The sequence below is a fragment of the Streptomyces sp. NPDC050315 genome (assembly GCF_040655775.1).
Classification (GTDB): domain Bacteria; phylum Actinomycetota; class Actinomycetes; order Streptomycetales; family Streptomycetaceae; genus Streptomyces.
In genome coordinates this window covers 388734-402912 of the sequence record NZ_JBFAKN010000001.1, presented here as the reverse complement: position 1 = coordinate 402912, position 14179 = coordinate 388734, and the positions used below count along the sequence as shown (strand labels likewise).

Here is a 14179-nt window from a genome sequence, read left to right as displayed (position 1 = left end):
CTCAGTCCTTGCCCTCGTCGGCCGCCACCTGGCCCAGCGTCCGCCCGCTCCGTGCCGACTTGGCCCGGCGCGGGTCCGGTGCGCCGCGCTGCCCGGCCCGCTCGTCGTTCTCCTTCACCAGCAGCCAGGACTCCCGGCCCTCGGACTCCGCCGTGCGGAAGCGGGTGAGCGCGTAGCCGCCGCGCAGCTTGTCGCCGTTCATCCAGAACGTGATGTGCCCGTGCTCCAGCCGCTCGGCGAAGGACGCGTCGCGGTCCTTGCGCTTCTTCGGCGGGAGCGGGCGGTACGTGCCCTGGTCCCAGACGATCACCGTGCCGCCGCCGTACTCGCCCTTCGGGATCACCCCTTCGAATTCGCGGTACTCCATCGGGTGGTCCTCGGTCGGCATCGCCAGCCGCTTGTCGTGCGGGTCGGTGGAGGGGCCCTTCGGGACGGACCAGGACTTCAGTACCCCGTCGACCTCCAGCCGGAAGTCGAAGTGCATGGTCGAGGCGTCGTGGATCTGCACGACGAAGACCGGGTCGCCGCCGTCGGCGGACGGCGTCCCGGCGGCCTCCTCGCCCCGCGGCTCACGGGTCCGCTCGAAGTCGCGCTTGCCCTGGTACGTCGACAGCCCTCGCTCGCCCTTCACGGCAACCCCTTCCTGCTGCTGGCCGCTGCTGTCACTGTCGCGCACGGGCAGGCGCGGCGCACGCGGGAACGGGGCGGCGGACGGTCGTACGGCGCGGGACACTCATACGGCGCGGGACGGTCATACGGCGCGGAGCGAGAAGGGATGGCCCGCGGGGTCGGAGTAGAGCCGCACCTCCTCGCCGCTCTCGCGCCGCTCGGCCTCCATCGGCTGCCCGCCGTAGTCGATCACCTGTCGTTCCACGTCGTCCATGCGGTCCTTGGGGACCAGCAGGTGCAGGTGGGACTGCTGGGAATCCTCGGGCCGCGGCCAGGACGGCGGCGCCGCGCCGTGGTCCCGGCGGAAGGCCATCCGCGTCCCCTGGCCGCCCGAGATCTCGATGAGCTCGACGCCCATCTCGGCCGGCAGCTTCGCGCCCAGCAGCTTCGCGTAGAACTCCGCGACCGGCTCGGGCTCCGCGCAGTCCAGCACGATCACCCCGGCCTCGACGAAAACCGTGGACCCCGGATCCGCATTCACGCTCATCGCACGCCCCTCCCGGAACAGCACCGTCCGCCCGGCCTTGCCACCGGGCGGACGGTGCGAGTAGCCGCATGCGGCCGATTCATGCGTGGGGCGGCGGGCCCGCAGGTCGAGGACGGACGGCCGGCCCGCGACGTTCGTCGGCCGGCCCGTGTCCATGGGCCGGCCGACAGATCAGGGCAGGGCTCCCTTCTCCCTTGCGCTTCTTCCTTGCGGTTACGGATTCGCTCGCTTACCGCTCCGCATCGCCGCGCCCGCGCAGACCAGCCCGAGGAAGGCCGTCAGGGCGCCGACGATGATGTTGTTCCAGATCACTCCGCCGTCGGGGCTGCTGCCGACGATCCACGGCGAAATGATCAGCCACACGCCGATGGCGGACATGGCCCAGCTCAGGCCGTACATCCGCGCCGGCGCGGTGGTGAACCCGAGTGCCAGCAGGCCGATGGCGATGCCCAGGATGAGGTTGTGGGTCACCAGGGCGGGCTGGTTGGCGGTGAAGTGGACGATCCAGGGCGAGGCGGCGCAGTACAGACCGATGAGGAAGACCGGTCCGTCCACGAGCGCCACGTCGCGACCACCGAGCATGCGGTCGTACCTGTCCCGCATCTCAGGAACATCAGGGTGACTGGCGATATCGCCTCTGGTGTGTGAGACGTCTGCCATCAGACTCGTCTCCTTCGTTCTCTGCGGCCCTGTCCGCTGATGTGGCAAGCGCCGCTACGGCTATCTTGCGCTTATTTCCTCCTTATGTGTAGTTGGGACGCCCGGCGGCGCTCCTAGGCGGGGCGCTGGGGCGGCAAAGGTCGGTCGGCGCGACGCGTGAGGGTGGCCCGCGTGCGGCGGTACAGGCGCCAGGCCGCGGTACGGAGGGGCTCGCGGGAGGGGGCCTCGGGGGCGCCATAGCCCTCGGTCCACTGGCGGAAGAGGTCCGCCGGGGTGTCCGCCATGACCGTCAGCCGGGCGATGCGGAACGGGTCGTCGGAGGGCGAGCTGAAGGCCCGCACGGCCCCCGCGCCGGAGGTCCAGCCCGCAGCGCCGACCGCACGGCGGACCAGCGGACTGGAGTAGCCGTGCGGGTAGGAGAACGCGGACACCGGATGACCGAGAACGTCCTCGATGCGGCGTTTGCAGCCCGAGATCTCGGCGTGCAGCCGCCGCCGCGGCAGAGTGTCCAGCTGCGCGTGGGTGCGGCTGTGCCCGCCGATCCCGATGCCGTAGGCGTCGAGCGTGCTGACCTGGCGCCAGTTCAGCATCGGGGCCGGTGGCAGCAGGCTGCCGTTGGGCGGCTCGCCCGGCGCGTGCACGGCACCGGTGGTGAGGTACAGGGTGGCCGGCAGTCCCCGCTCGGTGAGCTGCGGGGCGACCGTCCAGTAAAAATCGGCGAAGCCGTCGTCGAAGGTGAGGACGGCGCACCGGGGCGGCAGCGGCGGGCCGCCGCGCACCGCCGCGACCAGCCGCTCCATCGGGATCACGGTGCGGCCGCTGTCGGCGATCCGGTCCAGCTGTTCGGTGAAGACGCGCGGGGTGACGGTGAAGGGGGCCAGCCAGGAGGGCGGGTCGTCGGACACCGAGTGGTAGAGGAAGACGGGCACCCGGTTCGTGTGCGGGGTCATGGCGGGCCCCCTTCCGGGGCGGGTGGCGGCGCCGGGCCCGGATCCCCCGGGGTGCGGTGGCCCGTCGGTACGGCCGGTTCGAAGGAGACGGCAGCGGCCGGCGCCCGGCGGAGCCCGGCCTGGTCGCCGGGGGTGCCAGTGGCGTGCACCACCAGAGCGAGCGGGTGCCCGTGCAGCCGCACCCACGCCAACACGCGCCGGTCCGCTTCGCCGGCGCCCGAGCCGACCGGTGAGCGTGGCTCATCGGCGGGGTCGGGGCCAGTTCGACGATGCGGACGCGAGTGTCCAGCGAGTCGCGGGCGGCGATCCAGGGGCAGGCCGTCGCGGTGCGCCGACCGAAGCCGTGCATGATGCCCCTCCTGTGCAAGGGCAGGGCCGACCCGGTGCGGGCGTGCGGTGCCGCCGGCCGTCGGGCGTGGCCCGGGTGATGAGGCGGTGCCGTCCCGGCACGGCCTCGGACAACCGGAAGGGCGCTGGGTGCGGCGGGAAATCCCTGCCGCCGGTCCCTCCCGAGCGCCGCGAACGGCGCGCAGGCTGGCTGATGCGGTCCGCTGGAAAGCGGTCCGCCCCGCCCCGAGAAGCGGAGCCTGGCCTTCAGGCTTACAGCATCCTCACCGAGAGTCAAGGCGAAGGGGATGAATTGCCGAAAGTATCGCGAAAAGGACTGCTGTCGGTCACTCGCTGTAGTATTCGGTGTCTTCGTGCGCGGCCGCGCGCCGCAGTTCCTGGGTGATCCGCCGGGTGATCTCGCCGGGCCGCGCCGGACGGCCGAAGTGCCAGCCCTGGCCCCAGTCGCAGCCCATGGCCCGCAGCCGCTCCGCGTCGGCCGCCGTCTCCACCCCCTCCACCGTCACCTTCAGGCCGAGCGCCCGCGCCAGCGAGACCAGCCCCCCGATGACCCGCCAGCTCTGCTCCGCGGGGACCTCCGGCCGGTGCGTGTCCGCGAGGAACGAGCCGGCGATCTTCAGCCCGGAGACCGGGAGTTGGCTGAGGTACCCCAGTGGCGACCAGCCGGTGCCGAAGTCGTCCACCGCGAGCGTGATGCCGGTGTCCGCGAGGCTGCGCAGCGTCGGCATCGAGTCGTCGTCGGACCGCATCACGGCGCTCTCGGTGATCTCCAGCTGGAGCAGCCTCGGGTCCAGCCCGGAGGAGCGCAGCACCCTGCCGATGTCGGCCGCGAGCCGGGCGTCCCTGGTCTGGTGGACGGAGACGTTGACGTTCACCTGCGGCGCCGCGGGCCCGAACCGGCGCACCCACTCCGCCGCCTGCCCGCACGCCTCCTCCAGGACCCAGCGGCCCAGCCGCATGATCATCCCGGTCTGCTCGGCAGTGGCGATGAAATCGTCCGGGCTCAGCACGCCGAAGTCCGGGTGCCGCCACCGTACGAGCGCTTCCACAGCAGCCAGCGAGCCGTCCGCGAGCGTGCACAGCGGCTGGTAGTCCACGAAGAACTCGCCGTGCTCCAGCGCCGCCGGCATCCGTACCGACATCGCGTAACGGGTCACCTCGCGCGCGTGGTGGCCCGGGTCGAAGAGCGTCCACCGGCCGCGGCCCGCCTCCTTCGCCCGGTACAGCGTCAGGTCGGCGGCGCGCACCGCGGCCTCCGGCGTGGTCGTGGCCACCGACCGCTCCAGTACGCCCACACTGGCCCGCACCGACAGCCGGCGGTCCGCGATCGGGATCGGCGTGGCCAGCGCCGCAAGCGCCGCCTTCGCCACCGTCACGGCGTCCTGCTGCCCCCGGGAGTGCTCCAGCAGCACCACGAACTCGTCGCCGCCCAGCCGCGCCACGAGATGCCCCAGCGGCGTCATCGCGGTCTCCAGCCGCCGCGCCACCACGACGAGCAGCTCGTCCCCGGCCGCGTGCCCCAGGCTGTCGTTGACGAACTTGAAGCCGTCCAGGTCCAGGTAGCAGATGCCGAACCGGGCGTCGGCGCAGGGCGCCCGGAAGAGCCGTTCGAGGCGGTCGATGAAGGCCGCCCGGTTGGGCAGGCCGGTCAGCGTGTCGTGGGTGGCCTGGTGACGCAGCCGCTCCTCCAGCCGGTACCGGTCGGTGATGTCCTCCAGCAGCGCCACCTGGTAGCGCGGCACCAGCTCCTCGTCCCGGATCAGCGAGCACGTCAGATGCGTCCAGACCACCTCGCCGTCCTTCCGGTAGTACGGCTTGGTGCACTCGAAGCGATCCCGCTCGCCCCGGACCAGCTCTTCGTACGACTGCCAGGTGCCCGGCTCGTCCTCCGGGTGCACCAGATCGGTGACCCGGCGGCCGTGCAGGTCCTCCACGCGGCCGCCGAAGATGTCCAGCAGCGCCCGGTTGACCTCCAGGATGTTGCCCTGCAGATCGCCGATGCCGATGCCGATCGGGGCGTTCTCGAACAGCGCGCGGAAGCGGGCCTCGGTCGCCCGCTGGGACCGCTCGGCCGTCTGCCGCGCGGTGTCGGCGGCGGCCCGGATCTCCTCCTGGTCCCGCAGCGTCCGCTCGCGCAGCGCCGCCGCCCACCCGGCCGCGAAGGCGCCGGCCACCGCGGGCCCGCGGTCCTTCGGTACCGGGTGCGCGTGCAGCAGCTCCACCGCGCGGGCCAGCACCGAGGGGTCGGTGTAGTGCGCGTCGACCAGCAGCGTCCCGGCCTCCTCGGCCGCGACCGTGGACACCGGGTCGCCCTGCCAGGACCGGCGCAGCAACTCGGCGGTGCGGGCGGTGAGCCGCTGCCGCGCCCCGGGGTGCACCGTGAGCCCCAGCCCTTCCCGCAGCAGCCCGGCCCAGGACTCCTCGAAGTGGGCGGACGCTCCGCGGTCCGGATCGGCAGCGTTCACGGGCGACGCCCCACGCCGGCCAGGCCCGTCATCCGCTCCGGATGCGGCCCCACCGCGTCCGGCGTCTCGGGCCGCCACTCGGGCAGGTACACCACCCCCGGCTCGACGAGCTCGAAGCCCTCGAAGTACGCGGTGATCTGCGCCCGGGAGCGCATCGTGAGCGGGGTGCGGGTGCGGGCGTACAGCGCCTGGTGCGGGCCTGCCTGGTCGGGGCGGCCCTCCAGTGACGCATGGGAGAGGGCCAGCGCGCTGCCCGGCGGCAGCGCGTCCCGCAGCGTGGCGACGACGCCCGGCGGGTCCGCCTCGTCCGACACGAAATGCAGCACCGCGACCAGCAGCACCGCCACCGGCTCACCCGGGCGGAGCAACTCGGCGACGGGGGGCTGGGCGAGCAGGCCGTGCGGGTCCCGCACATCCGCCTGGACGACCTTGACGTGCGGGTCGTCCCGCACCAGCAGCCTGCTGTGCGCGACGGCGACCGGGTCGATGTCGACGTACACCACCCGGGCGTGCGGATGCACCTCCTGGGCGACCTCGTGCACCGCGCCGAACGTGGGGATGCCCGAGCCCAGGTCGAGGAAGCGGGTGATGCCCTCCCCGGCCAGGTACTGCACCGCGCGGCGCAGAAAGGCCCGGTTGCTCCGCATGATCAGCGGCAGGTCGGGCCAGAGGGCGATGGCCTGGCGGGCCATCTCGCGGTCGGCGGGGAAGTTGTGCGAGCCGCCCAGGAAGTAGTCGTACATCCGGGCGGCGTTCGGGCGGTCCAGATCCGTTCCCGGTGGCACCCACGACACAGAACGCTGCATCACTGACCCCTTCCGCACCGGGCAGGGACTTCAGCCTCAGAGCTCACACAATTCTCATAGCGGGGCCAGGGGCCTGCAACCGGGTGCGCCGTCCACCGCCTCCGCGGCCGCGTGTCCGCGGCTCGCGAGGTCGGCGGGGCCTCCCGAGAATGGACGGACCATGCCCGGACGCATCGAGGACTACGGGATCATCGGCGACCTGGAGACGGCCGCCCTGGTCGGCAGGGACGGCTCCGTCGACTGGCTCTGCCTGCCCCGGTTCGACTCACCCGCCGCCTTCGCCGGCCTCCTCGGCACGGACGGGCACGGGCACTGGCGGATCGCCCCGGCCGGCGAACACCGGCCCTGCACCCGCCGCGGCTACACCGGCGACACCCTGGTCCTCGAATCGCTCTGGGAGACCCCCGACGGCACGGTCCGTGTCCTGGACTTCATGCCCCCGCGCGACCGGGTGCCCCGGCTGATCCGCATCGTCGAAGGGCTGACCGGCGAGGTCCCGATGTACAGCGCACTGCGGCTGCGCTTCAACTACGGCCGGGTCCTGCCGTGGGTGCGCCGCACCGGCCACCACCGCATCGCGACCGCAGGTCCCGACTCGGGCTGGCTGCGCGTGCCGCCCGGCGTGCACACCTTCGGCTCCGACGGCGCCACCTGCTCGGAGTTCACCGTCCGGGCCGGCGACCGGGTCCCCTTCGTCCTCACCTGGCAGCCCTCGCACCTGCACACCGTCCAGGTCACCGACCCCGAACGCGCGCTGCGGGAGACCGCGGAGGGCTGGCAGCGCTGGGCGGCCACCTGCCGGTACGAGGGGGAGTGGCGCCCCGACGTACTCCGCTCGCTGATCACCCTCAAGGCCCTCGCCTACCGCCCGACCGGCGGCATCGTCGCCGCGCCCACCACCTCGCTGCCCGAGGCCATCGGCGCGCCGCGCAACTGGGACTACCGCTTCTGCTGGCTGCGCGACTCCAGCATGACGCTCTCCGCACTGCTGCGCGGCGGCTTCCACGAGGAGGCGGCCGCCTGGCGGCGCTGGCTGGTACGCGCCATCGCCGGCGACCCGGCGGACCTGCAGATCCTGTACGGCGTGGCCGGCGAGCGCCGGCTGCCGGAATCCACCGCGCCCTGGCTCCCCGGCTACGAGGGCTCGGTCCCGGTCCGGCTGGGCAACGCGGCCGTCGACCAGTTCCAGCTGGACGTCTACGGCGAGGTGGCCGACACCCTGTACCTCGCCCAGGCGGCCGGCATCCCCATGGAACGCCGCGTCTGGAGCCTCTTCCGCACCCTCATGGACGCGCTGGAGCAGCACTGGCGGGAGCCGGACGAGGGCCTGTGGGAAGTGCGCTGCGGCCGCCGCCACTTCGTGCACTCCAAGGTCATGGCCTGGGTGGCCGCCGACCGGGCGGTACGCCTCGCCGAGAAGACCGGGCTGCCCGCGCCCCTCGCGCGCTGGCGGACGCTGCGCGACGCCGTGCACGCGGACGTCTGCGCACACGGATACGACGCGGACCGCGGTGTCTTCGTCCAGCACTACGGCGGCCGGGGCCTGGACGCCGCCACGCTCTTCATCGTCAAAACCGGCTTCCTGCCGCCGGACGACCCGCGCGTGATCCGTACGGTGGACGCCGTACGCACCGAGCTGGACCACGACGGATTCCTGCGCCGTTACTCGGACGGCGGGCCCGGCGACGGCCCGTCCGGGGACGGGCTGCCCGGTACCGAAGGCGCCTTCCTGGCCTGCTCGTTCTGGCTCGCCGACGCGCTGCTCGCCACCGGCCGGCACGCCGAGGCCCGCGCCCTCTTCGCGCGCACCCTCGCCATCGGCAACGACCTGGGCCTGTTCGCCGAGGAGTGGGACGGCGCGGCCGGCCGCCAACTGGGCAATGTGCCCCAGGCGTTCACCCACGTCGCCCTGGTCAACTCCGCGTTCGACCTCGCGGCGGCCGGCGCGGACCACAGCCCCGTCTGAGCCCGCGCGAGGCCGGTTCCCGCCGTCTCGGGGGGCCGTCGGCGGGGTACCCGGCCGGGGTCCCGCACGACGAGACGAGAGGGGCCCGCACATGGCCGAGAAGCAGCAGGACGTCGTGGAGCTGCTGGAGCAGCAGCATCAGCAGATCCGCCGACTCCTGGACGACGTCGTGAACCACAAGGGTGAGGAGCGCAAGCAGGCGTTCCAGCGCGTGGTGCGCCTGCTCGCCGTGCACGAGACGGCCGAGGAAGAGGTCGTCCATCCCTACGTCCGCGACCACGTCGAGGGCGGCGAACAGGTCGTCAAGGACCGGACGGCGGAGGAGAAGAGCGCCAAGGAGGTGCTGAGCCGACTGGAGGACATCGACGTCGACTCTTCGGAGTTCCACGAGAAGTTCGCGGCGGTCCGCCAGGACATCCTGGCGCACGCCGAGGCGGAGGAGAAGTCCGAGTTCACCCACCTCCGCGCGGTCGCTGACCAGCGCGGCCTGGAGGGGCTGGCCAAGGCGGTCAAGGCCGCCGAAGCGGTGGCGCCGACCCACCCGCACCCGGGCGCCGAGTCCGCGGCCGCGAACCTCCTCGTCACCCCGGTGGCCTCCCTGATCGACCGCACGAAGGACGCGGTACGGGCGGCGCTGGGCAAGTGACCCGCAAGCACTGACCCGCACCGCACCGCCACCGCAATGACAGGCGGCCCCGTCCTCGTGGCGGGGCCGCCGTCCCGTCTTACCGGTCCTCCTCCCGAGGGAGAAGGGAGCCGAGCGGGCCCAGGTCCAGGTTGAGTTCGTCGCGGCCCACGTCGTAGCGGGCGCACAGCTCGTCCATCCGGCGTTCCAGCAGCATCAGCGTCGTGCCGATGCGCTCCTCCTGGTCCTCGGACAGATCGTTCTGGTCGACGCGGCGCAGCGCCTGCCGTTCCATGAGCTGGTGCAGCAGCTCCACGACGGTCAGCACCAGCCGTACGAGGTCGCGCTCGACGCTCTCCTCGTCCAGTTCCACGCGCCTGGTCACGGTCGCCTCGCCTCCTCCACGCGTACCGGCTCCGCCCGAAGCGGCGCCGTCTCCACGGCCTCGTCCGGGCCGAGCTCGGCGAACGGCGACGGGACGTTCTCGTTCACCGAGCTGATCAGGGCGCGCAGGTCGACCCGTACGAGATCCACGTCCGCGATGCGCAGGGTGAGGTCACCGGCGATCACCACGCCGCCGGCGAGCAGCCGGTCGAGCAGGTCGATCAGCGCGACGGGGGTCTGCGGGGCGACGGAGGGCGTACTCATGAGGTGCTCCGGCCGGCCTCGTCGTCCGGCAGGTCGGTGAAGGAGTACGGGGCCCAGGGGCCGGTCAGTTCGAGCCGCAGGGCGGGGGAGCGGGCCGCCAGCTCGCCGACCCGCTCGGCGAACGCGCCGGCTGCCTCGCGGCGTACCAGGTACGCGCCGTTGAGGAGGTTCGGGCCGCGCGGCACGGCGGCGCGTGCACCGGCCGGGGCCCGGCCGGCGGCGTCGGGCGCGCCGGACGCGGCGACGGCCTCGGCGAGCCGGCCGTCCTGCGGGCGGTGCAGCCGGCTGTGCTCGGCGGCCCGCGTGAGGGCGTCGTGCACCGCCCGGGCCAGCCCGTCGGCCTCGTGCAGCGCGCTGCCCTCGGCCTTGCGGTCCCGCAGCCGCCGCCGCAGGAACTCCCGCCCGGACTCGGCCTCGGCAGGCTTGCGGTCGTCCGGCTTGCGGTTGCTGATGTCCGGGGCCTGTTGGGCGTATGCCTTCACGCCCCACTCCAGCCGGCCGTCCAGCCGGCTCAGCAGCCGCTCGAACCGCTCCGTGTGCGCGGCCAGCGCGGCCCGTACCGCGTCCTCGTCCCGGTACACCGTGACCAGCCGCAACGGCAGTACACCGACCTCCGCCGCGGTCTCGTCCACGACCCGCCGGTGCGCCCGCGCGGTCGCCTCCAGCCACGTCAGGTCCTCCAGCCGGTCGCGCACCCCCGGCTGGTCGAACTCCGCGGCGGGCACATCGGACACCAGCGCGGCCAGCGGCCCCTCCGCCACGGTGCGCACCGGCGCGTACCCGATGCCGAGCAGGTCGGCGGGCGGCCGGGCGCCGCGATGGAGGACGGCGTAGGCGTACGTCAGCCGGCCGTCCTGGCGCGTGCTCACGGTGACTCCTCCTTCCGTTCCTCCAGAGCCCGTTCCTCCAGGGCCTGTTTCTCCGGGGCGGCGCCCTCGCGGCTCTCCAGAGCGGCCAGGCGTTCCTTCAACTCGGCGTTTTCCTGGGCCAGTTCATCGCGGCGGGCGCCGGACGACAGCGACGGGTCGTCGCGCCACCAGTCGATGCCCATCTCTTCGGCGCGTTCGACCGAGGCCACGATCAGCCGCAGTTTGATGGTCAGTAGTTCGATGTCGAGCAGATTGATCCGGATGTCACCGACGATCACCACGCCTCTGTCCAGGACGCGTTCGAGGATGTCGGCGAGGTTGGCGCCGCCGCCGGCGCCGGGGGAGGGATAGGACATGGGGTACGCGCTCACCTCACCCGTTCCGGCTCGGGCTCGTCCTCGTACTCGCCCTCGTCCTCGTACGCTTCTTCTTCCTCGTCCTCATAGGCGCCGGTGTCGTCCGCTGCCTCGACCTCGGCCTCGTCCTCGTACGTCTCGTCCTCGTACTCCTCCTCGCGGGCCACCGCGTCCTCGTGGGACTCGACGACCTCGCCGTCGCGGATCTCGCCGCGCCAGCCGCCGGTCGCCTCGCCGCGCAGCATCACGAAGCGGCGGAAGTGCTTCAGGTCGAGCCGGGCCCGCCGTCCCTGGGCGCGCCACAGATTGCCGGTCCGCTCGAAGAGGCCCTTCGGGTAGTACTCGATGACCAGCAGCACGCGGGTCAGGTCCGGCGTCAGCTCATGGAAGGTCACCACACCCTTGACGGACGCCTTCGCGCCCTGTGCCGACCAGGCGATGCGCCGGTCCGGCAGCTGCTCGGTGACGGTTGCCTCCCAACTACGGCCTGACCAGAGGACCTTGGCGCGCCAGGTGGACGTGGTGTCGTCCGTGCGCGTCACGTCCTGCACGCCCTTGGCGAAGGAGCTGAACTCCTGGAACTGCGTCCACTGGTCGTACGCGGTGCGCAGCGGCACCCCGACGTCCGTGTCCTCGACGACGGTGACGAACCGTCCGGTGCCGGTGCCCGTCCGCTTGTCGCTGCCGCCGCCGCGTATCAGGCGGCCGAGGCCGGAGCGGATGCCGGAGCGGAGGCCGGCGCCGAGGTCGAGGCCGGGGCCGTTGCCCTCGGCCATGTCCTGCAGCCGGGTGGTCGCGGCGCCCAGCTTCTTGCCACCGGCGATCAGCAGCCGCTGGGCCTGGGCCGCGGCGAACGCGGCGGCCTCCTCCTTGAGCCGGTCGGTGGCCGGGCTGCGGGCGATGCTCTCCTTGACGAGGGCGGTGGCGCCGCCCTGCTTCTGGTCAGCCATCGGTACGCTCCCGGCGCCGGCCGGACTGCTTCGCCGGCTGCTTGCCGGACGGCTTGGCGGACTGCCTGGCGGCGGTCCTGGGGCCGGTCTTCGCCGTACCCGTCCGTTCCGTTCCGGTCTTCGTGGCGCGCCGGGCCCGCTGGGCCGCCGGTGCCGCCTTGGTGGCGGCCTTCTTGCGCGGTGCGGGCTCGTCCTCGCGCTCTTCCCGCTCCTCCGGCTCCTCCTGCGGTGCGGGCTCCTCGTCCTCCGCCCGCGTCTCCTCCGTACCACCTGCGAGGCGTTCCTGGACGCCCGCGGTGCGTGCGTGCAGGCTGTCCGCCAGCGCGTCGATGCGGCGGCCGACGAACGCGTCCATCGCCGTGCGGCCGACTCCGCCCAGGTCGTCCCGCAGCTGATCGCGCAGCTCCGCGAGCTGCGGGTCGGCCTTCAGCCGCTCGTCCACCAGGCTCAGCAGCCGCTGCGGATCGAGCTGCAGCCGCCGTCCCAGGACCATGCCGCCGACGGTGAGGGCGAATTTCGCCTTCTTCGTGCGGCCCAATGCGTATCCGCCGGCAACGGCCAGTGCCAATGCCGCCCGGTTGTTCATCTCAACCGTCTCCTCGTCCTTCTCACTGTCCTCGGTGTCGCTCTTCCCGTGCCGCCTCCAGCCGGTCCAGCAGCGCGTCCTCGCGCCGGTCGAACTCCGCCTCATCGATCAGGCCGTCGTCCAACTCCCGTGCCAGAGCGCGCAGTTCGCGCTGGATGAGCCCCGGGTCGTGGTACTGCCGCTCCGCCTCGGCGACGACCTGGCGCAGTACCCACGCGGTGCCGCGCACCGGTGCGGCGGGCAGCAGCAGTACTTCCTTGAGCAGGCCCATCAGTCCCGGCCCGCGTGTTCGGCGGCCGGCTGGGCCGGACGCACAAAGCTGTACGGCGGCAGCGGGCCGTTCACCAGCAGCTCCAGCTGCGGCTGTTCCTCGGCGAGCCGGTGCGTCGCCTCGGCGAAGGACGCCGTCTCCGTCCGCGGCAGCAGGAACGAGAGGTTCACCAGCCAGCCCGTCCCCTCGGGGCCCGGCACCGACTGCTCCGCCAGTGGCGTCAGGGTCCGCTCGACCGTGTGCGCGTCGCGCACCTCGCGGGCCCGTACGGCGTTGGCGACCAGCTCGCCCAGGTGCACCCGCTCGGGGTAACCGCCCCCGCCGGACGCCTGCAGAGCCTCCGTGAGGCGGCGGACCTCCGGCTCGTCGTCCACGACGAGCCGCAGCACGGCCTCCTCGCGGTGCGATGCCTTCACGTTGTATTCCACCCGGCCGGTCAGCTCGTCCAGCTGTGCCTTGTAGTGCTCGGCGTGTTCGCCGAGCGCCCCGCGCACCGCGTCGTCGTCCGTCGAGAGCGAGCCGAAGCGCAGCGGCAGCACCGCGCCCGCACTGCCCGTCTCGGTGAGCACGTGCTGGTGGGCCAGCAGGTCACGGCGCTTGGGGCGCAGCCCGTCGGGGCAGTCGCTGACGACGGCGGCCAGCTCGCCGGCCCGTATGATCCGCACCGGGCGCGGCGGGTCGCCGACGCCCAGCACCTGCTTTTCGGGGGCGGGGTGATCGGCGTGTGCGATGCCGTAGATGTACGTCGTCATCAGCTCTCCTCCTTCTTGCGGGAGCTGGTGGTGGTGCGCCGCGGCCGGCGCTGCGGCTCTTCGTCGCCGGACCTGTCGGAGGCCGCTTCCCGGCCCTGGCCGATGGCGTCGGCGAAGGTCTCGGCGGCGCCCGAGAGCGCGCCCTTGCTCTTGCCGCGCGCGCCGGACTCGGTGATCTCGCCGACCAGGTCGGGGAGTCCGGGCTCCTTCTTGGGGCCGGACTCCAGGTCCAGCCGGTTGCACGCCTCGGCGAACCGCAGATAGGTGTCCACGCTCGCCACCACAACACGTACGTCGATCTTGAGGATCTCGATGCCGACCAGGGAGACGCGCACGAAGGCGTCGATCACCAGTCCGCGGTCCAGCACCAACTCCAGTACGTCGTACAGGCCGCTGGTGCCACCACCTCCTCGGCTGCCTCCTTCTTGCTGAGCGGGAACCACAGTCATCGCTACGGGTTTCCTTTCGCGCGTTCGTAACGGCCGACGCGCCGGTACCCGGTGAGCACACCCTCCTCGTCGAGGGTCAGCTCATACAGCGCCATCAGGCTCATCGTGTCGGGCACTCTGGAGAGCTCCAGTACTTCAGCTTCCAGGACCCAGCCGTCCCCGGTCTTCTCGAACCGGGTGATGGCCTCGGGATGCAGTCCGGTGAGCTCGGCGAGCTGATCGCGCGCCGCGCGCATCAGCTCGGGCAGTGCCAGGCCCTTCGCGGGGCCCCGGCGGTCGCTTTCGTCCGGTGTCTTTGCTTTTTCGGTCATGAAGTCATTTC

At 72.7% G+C, this 14179-nt stretch carries 18 protein-coding genes; 2 read left to right on the top strand and 16 right to left on the bottom strand.

The window, feature by feature from the left end:
- Nucleotide 1: 1 nt before the first annotated feature.
- The 6 genes from AB0I82_RS01890 to AB0I82_RS01865 form a co-directional block, all read right to left on the bottom strand.
- On the bottom strand, nucleotides 2-631 hold the full coding sequence (locus AB0I82_RS01890) for a DNA polymerase ligase N-terminal domain-containing protein (protein WP_363255063.1): 630 nt from the start codon (nucleotides 629-631) through the stop codon (nucleotides 2-4).
- Between the two features lie 120 nt (nucleotides 632-751).
- Nucleotides 752-1312 (bottom strand): VOC family protein, encoded by a 561-nt coding sequence (locus AB0I82_RS01885; RefSeq protein ID WP_363255062.1) that lies wholly within the window; start codon nucleotides 1310-1312, stop codon nucleotides 752-754.
- Between the two features lie 57 nt (nucleotides 1313-1369).
- On the bottom strand, nucleotides 1370-1816 hold the full coding sequence (locus AB0I82_RS01880; protein ID WP_363255061.1) for an SPW repeat protein: 447 nt from the start codon (nucleotides 1814-1816) through the stop codon (nucleotides 1370-1372).
- Between the two features lie 113 nt (nucleotides 1817-1929).
- On the bottom strand, nucleotides 1930-2766 hold the full coding sequence (locus AB0I82_RS01875; protein WP_363255060.1) for a polysaccharide deacetylase family protein: 837 nt from the start codon (nucleotides 2764-2766) through the stop codon (nucleotides 1930-1932).
- 674 nt (nucleotides 2767-3440) lie between these two features.
- Nucleotides 3441-5579, bottom strand: coding sequence for an EAL domain-containing protein (locus tag AB0I82_RS01870; RefSeq protein ID WP_363255059.1), 2139 nt, complete (start codon nucleotides 5577-5579; stop codon nucleotides 3441-3443).
- Complete coding sequence (locus AB0I82_RS01865) at nucleotides 5576-6385, bottom strand: SAM-dependent methyltransferase (protein ID WP_363255057.1); 810 nt, start codon at nucleotides 6383-6385, stop codon at nucleotides 5576-5578. The genes AB0I82_RS01870 and AB0I82_RS01865 overlap by 4 nt, the downstream gene beginning before the upstream one ends.
- Nucleotides 6386-6545: 160 nt before the next feature.
- On the opposite strand from AB0I82_RS01865, the gene AB0I82_RS01860 reads away from it, so the two are divergent.
- Nucleotides 6546-8351 carry a glycoside hydrolase family 15 protein gene (locus AB0I82_RS01860; RefSeq protein WP_363255056.1) on the top strand — a complete coding sequence of 602 codons (1806 nt, stop codon included), beginning with the start codon at nucleotides 6546-6548 and terminating at the stop codon, nucleotides 8349-8351.
- A gap of 91 nt (nucleotides 8352-8442) precedes the next feature.
- A complete protein-coding gene (locus AB0I82_RS01855) occupies nucleotides 8443-8997 on the top strand; it encodes a hemerythrin domain-containing protein (protein WP_363255055.1) in 555 nt (184 codons plus the stop codon).
- A gap of 79 nt (nucleotides 8998-9076) precedes the next feature.
- Here the strand turns inward: AB0I82_RS01855 and AB0I82_RS01850 are convergent, their stop codons facing one another.
- From AB0I82_RS01850 to AB0I82_RS01805, 10 genes are read right to left on the bottom strand one after another with little or no spacing between them, the layout of a single operon-like run.
- Nucleotides 9077-9361: a gas vesicle protein K gene (locus AB0I82_RS01850; RefSeq protein WP_363255054.1), complete on the bottom strand. Its 285-nt coding sequence runs from the start codon at nucleotides 9359-9361 to the stop codon at nucleotides 9077-9079.
- On the bottom strand, nucleotides 9358-9624 hold the full coding sequence (locus tag AB0I82_RS01845) for a gas vesicle protein (RefSeq protein ID WP_363255053.1): 267 nt from the start codon (nucleotides 9622-9624) through the stop codon (nucleotides 9358-9360). The genes AB0I82_RS01850 and AB0I82_RS01845 overlap by 4 nt, the downstream gene beginning before the upstream one ends.
- The gene (locus AB0I82_RS01840; RefSeq protein ID WP_363255052.1) at nucleotides 9621-10493 is read right to left on the bottom strand and encodes a GvpL/GvpF family gas vesicle protein; all 873 of its coding nucleotides are present in this window, start codon (nucleotides 10491-10493) and stop codon (nucleotides 9621-9623) included. The genes AB0I82_RS01845 and AB0I82_RS01840 overlap by 4 nt, the downstream gene beginning before the upstream one ends.
- Entirely contained in the window at nucleotides 10490-10849 is a 360-nt protein-coding gene (locus AB0I82_RS01835; RefSeq protein ID WP_363255050.1) for a gas vesicle protein, read from the bottom strand. The genes AB0I82_RS01840 and AB0I82_RS01835 overlap by 4 nt, the downstream gene beginning before the upstream one ends.
- An 11-nt stretch (nucleotides 10850-10860) precedes the next feature.
- Entirely contained in the window at nucleotides 10861-11799 is a 939-nt protein-coding gene (locus tag AB0I82_RS01830) for an SRPBCC family protein (RefSeq protein ID WP_363255049.1), read from the bottom strand.
- Entirely contained in the window at nucleotides 11792-12385 is a 594-nt protein-coding gene (locus AB0I82_RS01825) for a DNA primase (protein WP_363255048.1), read from the bottom strand. Before AB0I82_RS01825 ends, AB0I82_RS01830 begins: the two co-directional genes overlap by 8 nt.
- Before the next feature lie 22 nt (nucleotides 12386-12407).
- Entirely contained in the window at nucleotides 12408-12656 is a 249-nt protein-coding gene (locus AB0I82_RS01820) for a gas vesicle protein GvpG (RefSeq protein ID WP_363255047.1), read from the bottom strand.
- Entirely contained in the window at nucleotides 12656-13408 is a 753-nt protein-coding gene (locus AB0I82_RS01815) for a GvpL/GvpF family gas vesicle protein (protein WP_363255046.1), read from the bottom strand. Before AB0I82_RS01815 ends, AB0I82_RS01820 begins: the two co-directional genes overlap by 1 nt.
- On the bottom strand, nucleotides 13408-13857 hold the full coding sequence (locus AB0I82_RS01810; RefSeq protein ID WP_363255044.1) for a gas vesicle structural protein GvpA: 450 nt from the start codon (nucleotides 13855-13857) through the stop codon (nucleotides 13408-13410). The genes AB0I82_RS01815 and AB0I82_RS01810 overlap by 1 nt, the downstream gene beginning before the upstream one ends.
- 2 nt (nucleotides 13858-13859) lie before the next feature.
- Complete coding sequence (locus AB0I82_RS01805; RefSeq protein ID WP_363255043.1) at nucleotides 13860-14168, bottom strand: gas vesicle protein; 309 nt, start codon at nucleotides 14166-14168, stop codon at nucleotides 13860-13862.
- Between the last annotated feature and the right edge of the window lie 11 nt (nucleotides 14169-14179).

Coding starts and splice junctions, on each gene's coding strand:
- AB0I82_RS01885 (WP_363255062.1), bottom strand. CDS start 1,312: ATGGACACGGGCCGGCCGACGAACGTCGCGGGCCGGCCGTCCGTCCTC.
- AB0I82_RS01880 (WP_363255061.1), bottom strand. CDS start 1,816: ATGGCAGACGTCTCACACACCAGAGGCGATATCGCCAGTCACCCTGAT.
- AB0I82_RS01875 (WP_363255060.1), bottom strand. CDS start 2,766: ATGACCCCGCACACGAACCGGGTGCCCGTCTTCCTCTACCACTCGGTG.
- AB0I82_RS01865 (WP_363255057.1), bottom strand. CDS start 6,385: ATGCAGCGTTCTGTGTCGTGGGTGCCACCGGGAACGGATCTGGACCGC.
- AB0I82_RS01860 (WP_363255056.1), top strand. CDS start 6,546: ATGCCCGGACGCATCGAGGACTACGGGATCATCGGCGACCTGGAGACG.
- AB0I82_RS01855 (WP_363255055.1), top strand. CDS start 8,443: ATGGCCGAGAAGCAGCAGGACGTCGTGGAGCTGCTGGAGCAGCAGCAT.
- AB0I82_RS01845 (WP_363255053.1), bottom strand. CDS start 9,624: ATGAGTACGCCCTCCGTCGCCCCGCAGACCCCCGTCGCGCTGATCGAC.
- AB0I82_RS01835 (WP_363255050.1), bottom strand. CDS start 10,849: ATGTCCTATCCCTCCCCCGGCGCCGGCGGCGGCGCCAACCTCGCCGAC.
- AB0I82_RS01830 (WP_363255049.1), bottom strand. CDS start 11,799: ATGGCTGACCAGAAGCAGGGCGGCGCCACCGCCCTCGTCAAGGAGAGC.
- AB0I82_RS01825 (WP_363255048.1), bottom strand. CDS start 12,385: ATGAACAACCGGGCGGCATTGGCACTGGCCGTTGCCGGCGGATACGCA.
- AB0I82_RS01820 (WP_363255047.1), bottom strand. CDS start 12,656: ATGGGCCTGCTCAAGGAAGTACTGCTGCTGCCCGCCGCACCGGTGCGC.
- AB0I82_RS01815 (WP_363255046.1), bottom strand. CDS start 13,408: ATGACGACGTACATCTACGGCATCGCACACGCCGATCACCCCGCCCCC.
- AB0I82_RS01810 (WP_363255044.1), bottom strand. CDS start 13,857: ATGACTGTGGTTCCCGCTCAGCAAGAAGGAGGCAGCCGAGGAGGTGGT.
- AB0I82_RS01805 (WP_363255043.1), bottom strand. CDS start 14,168: ATGACCGAAAAAGCAAAGACACCGGACGAAAGCGACCGCCGGGGCCCC.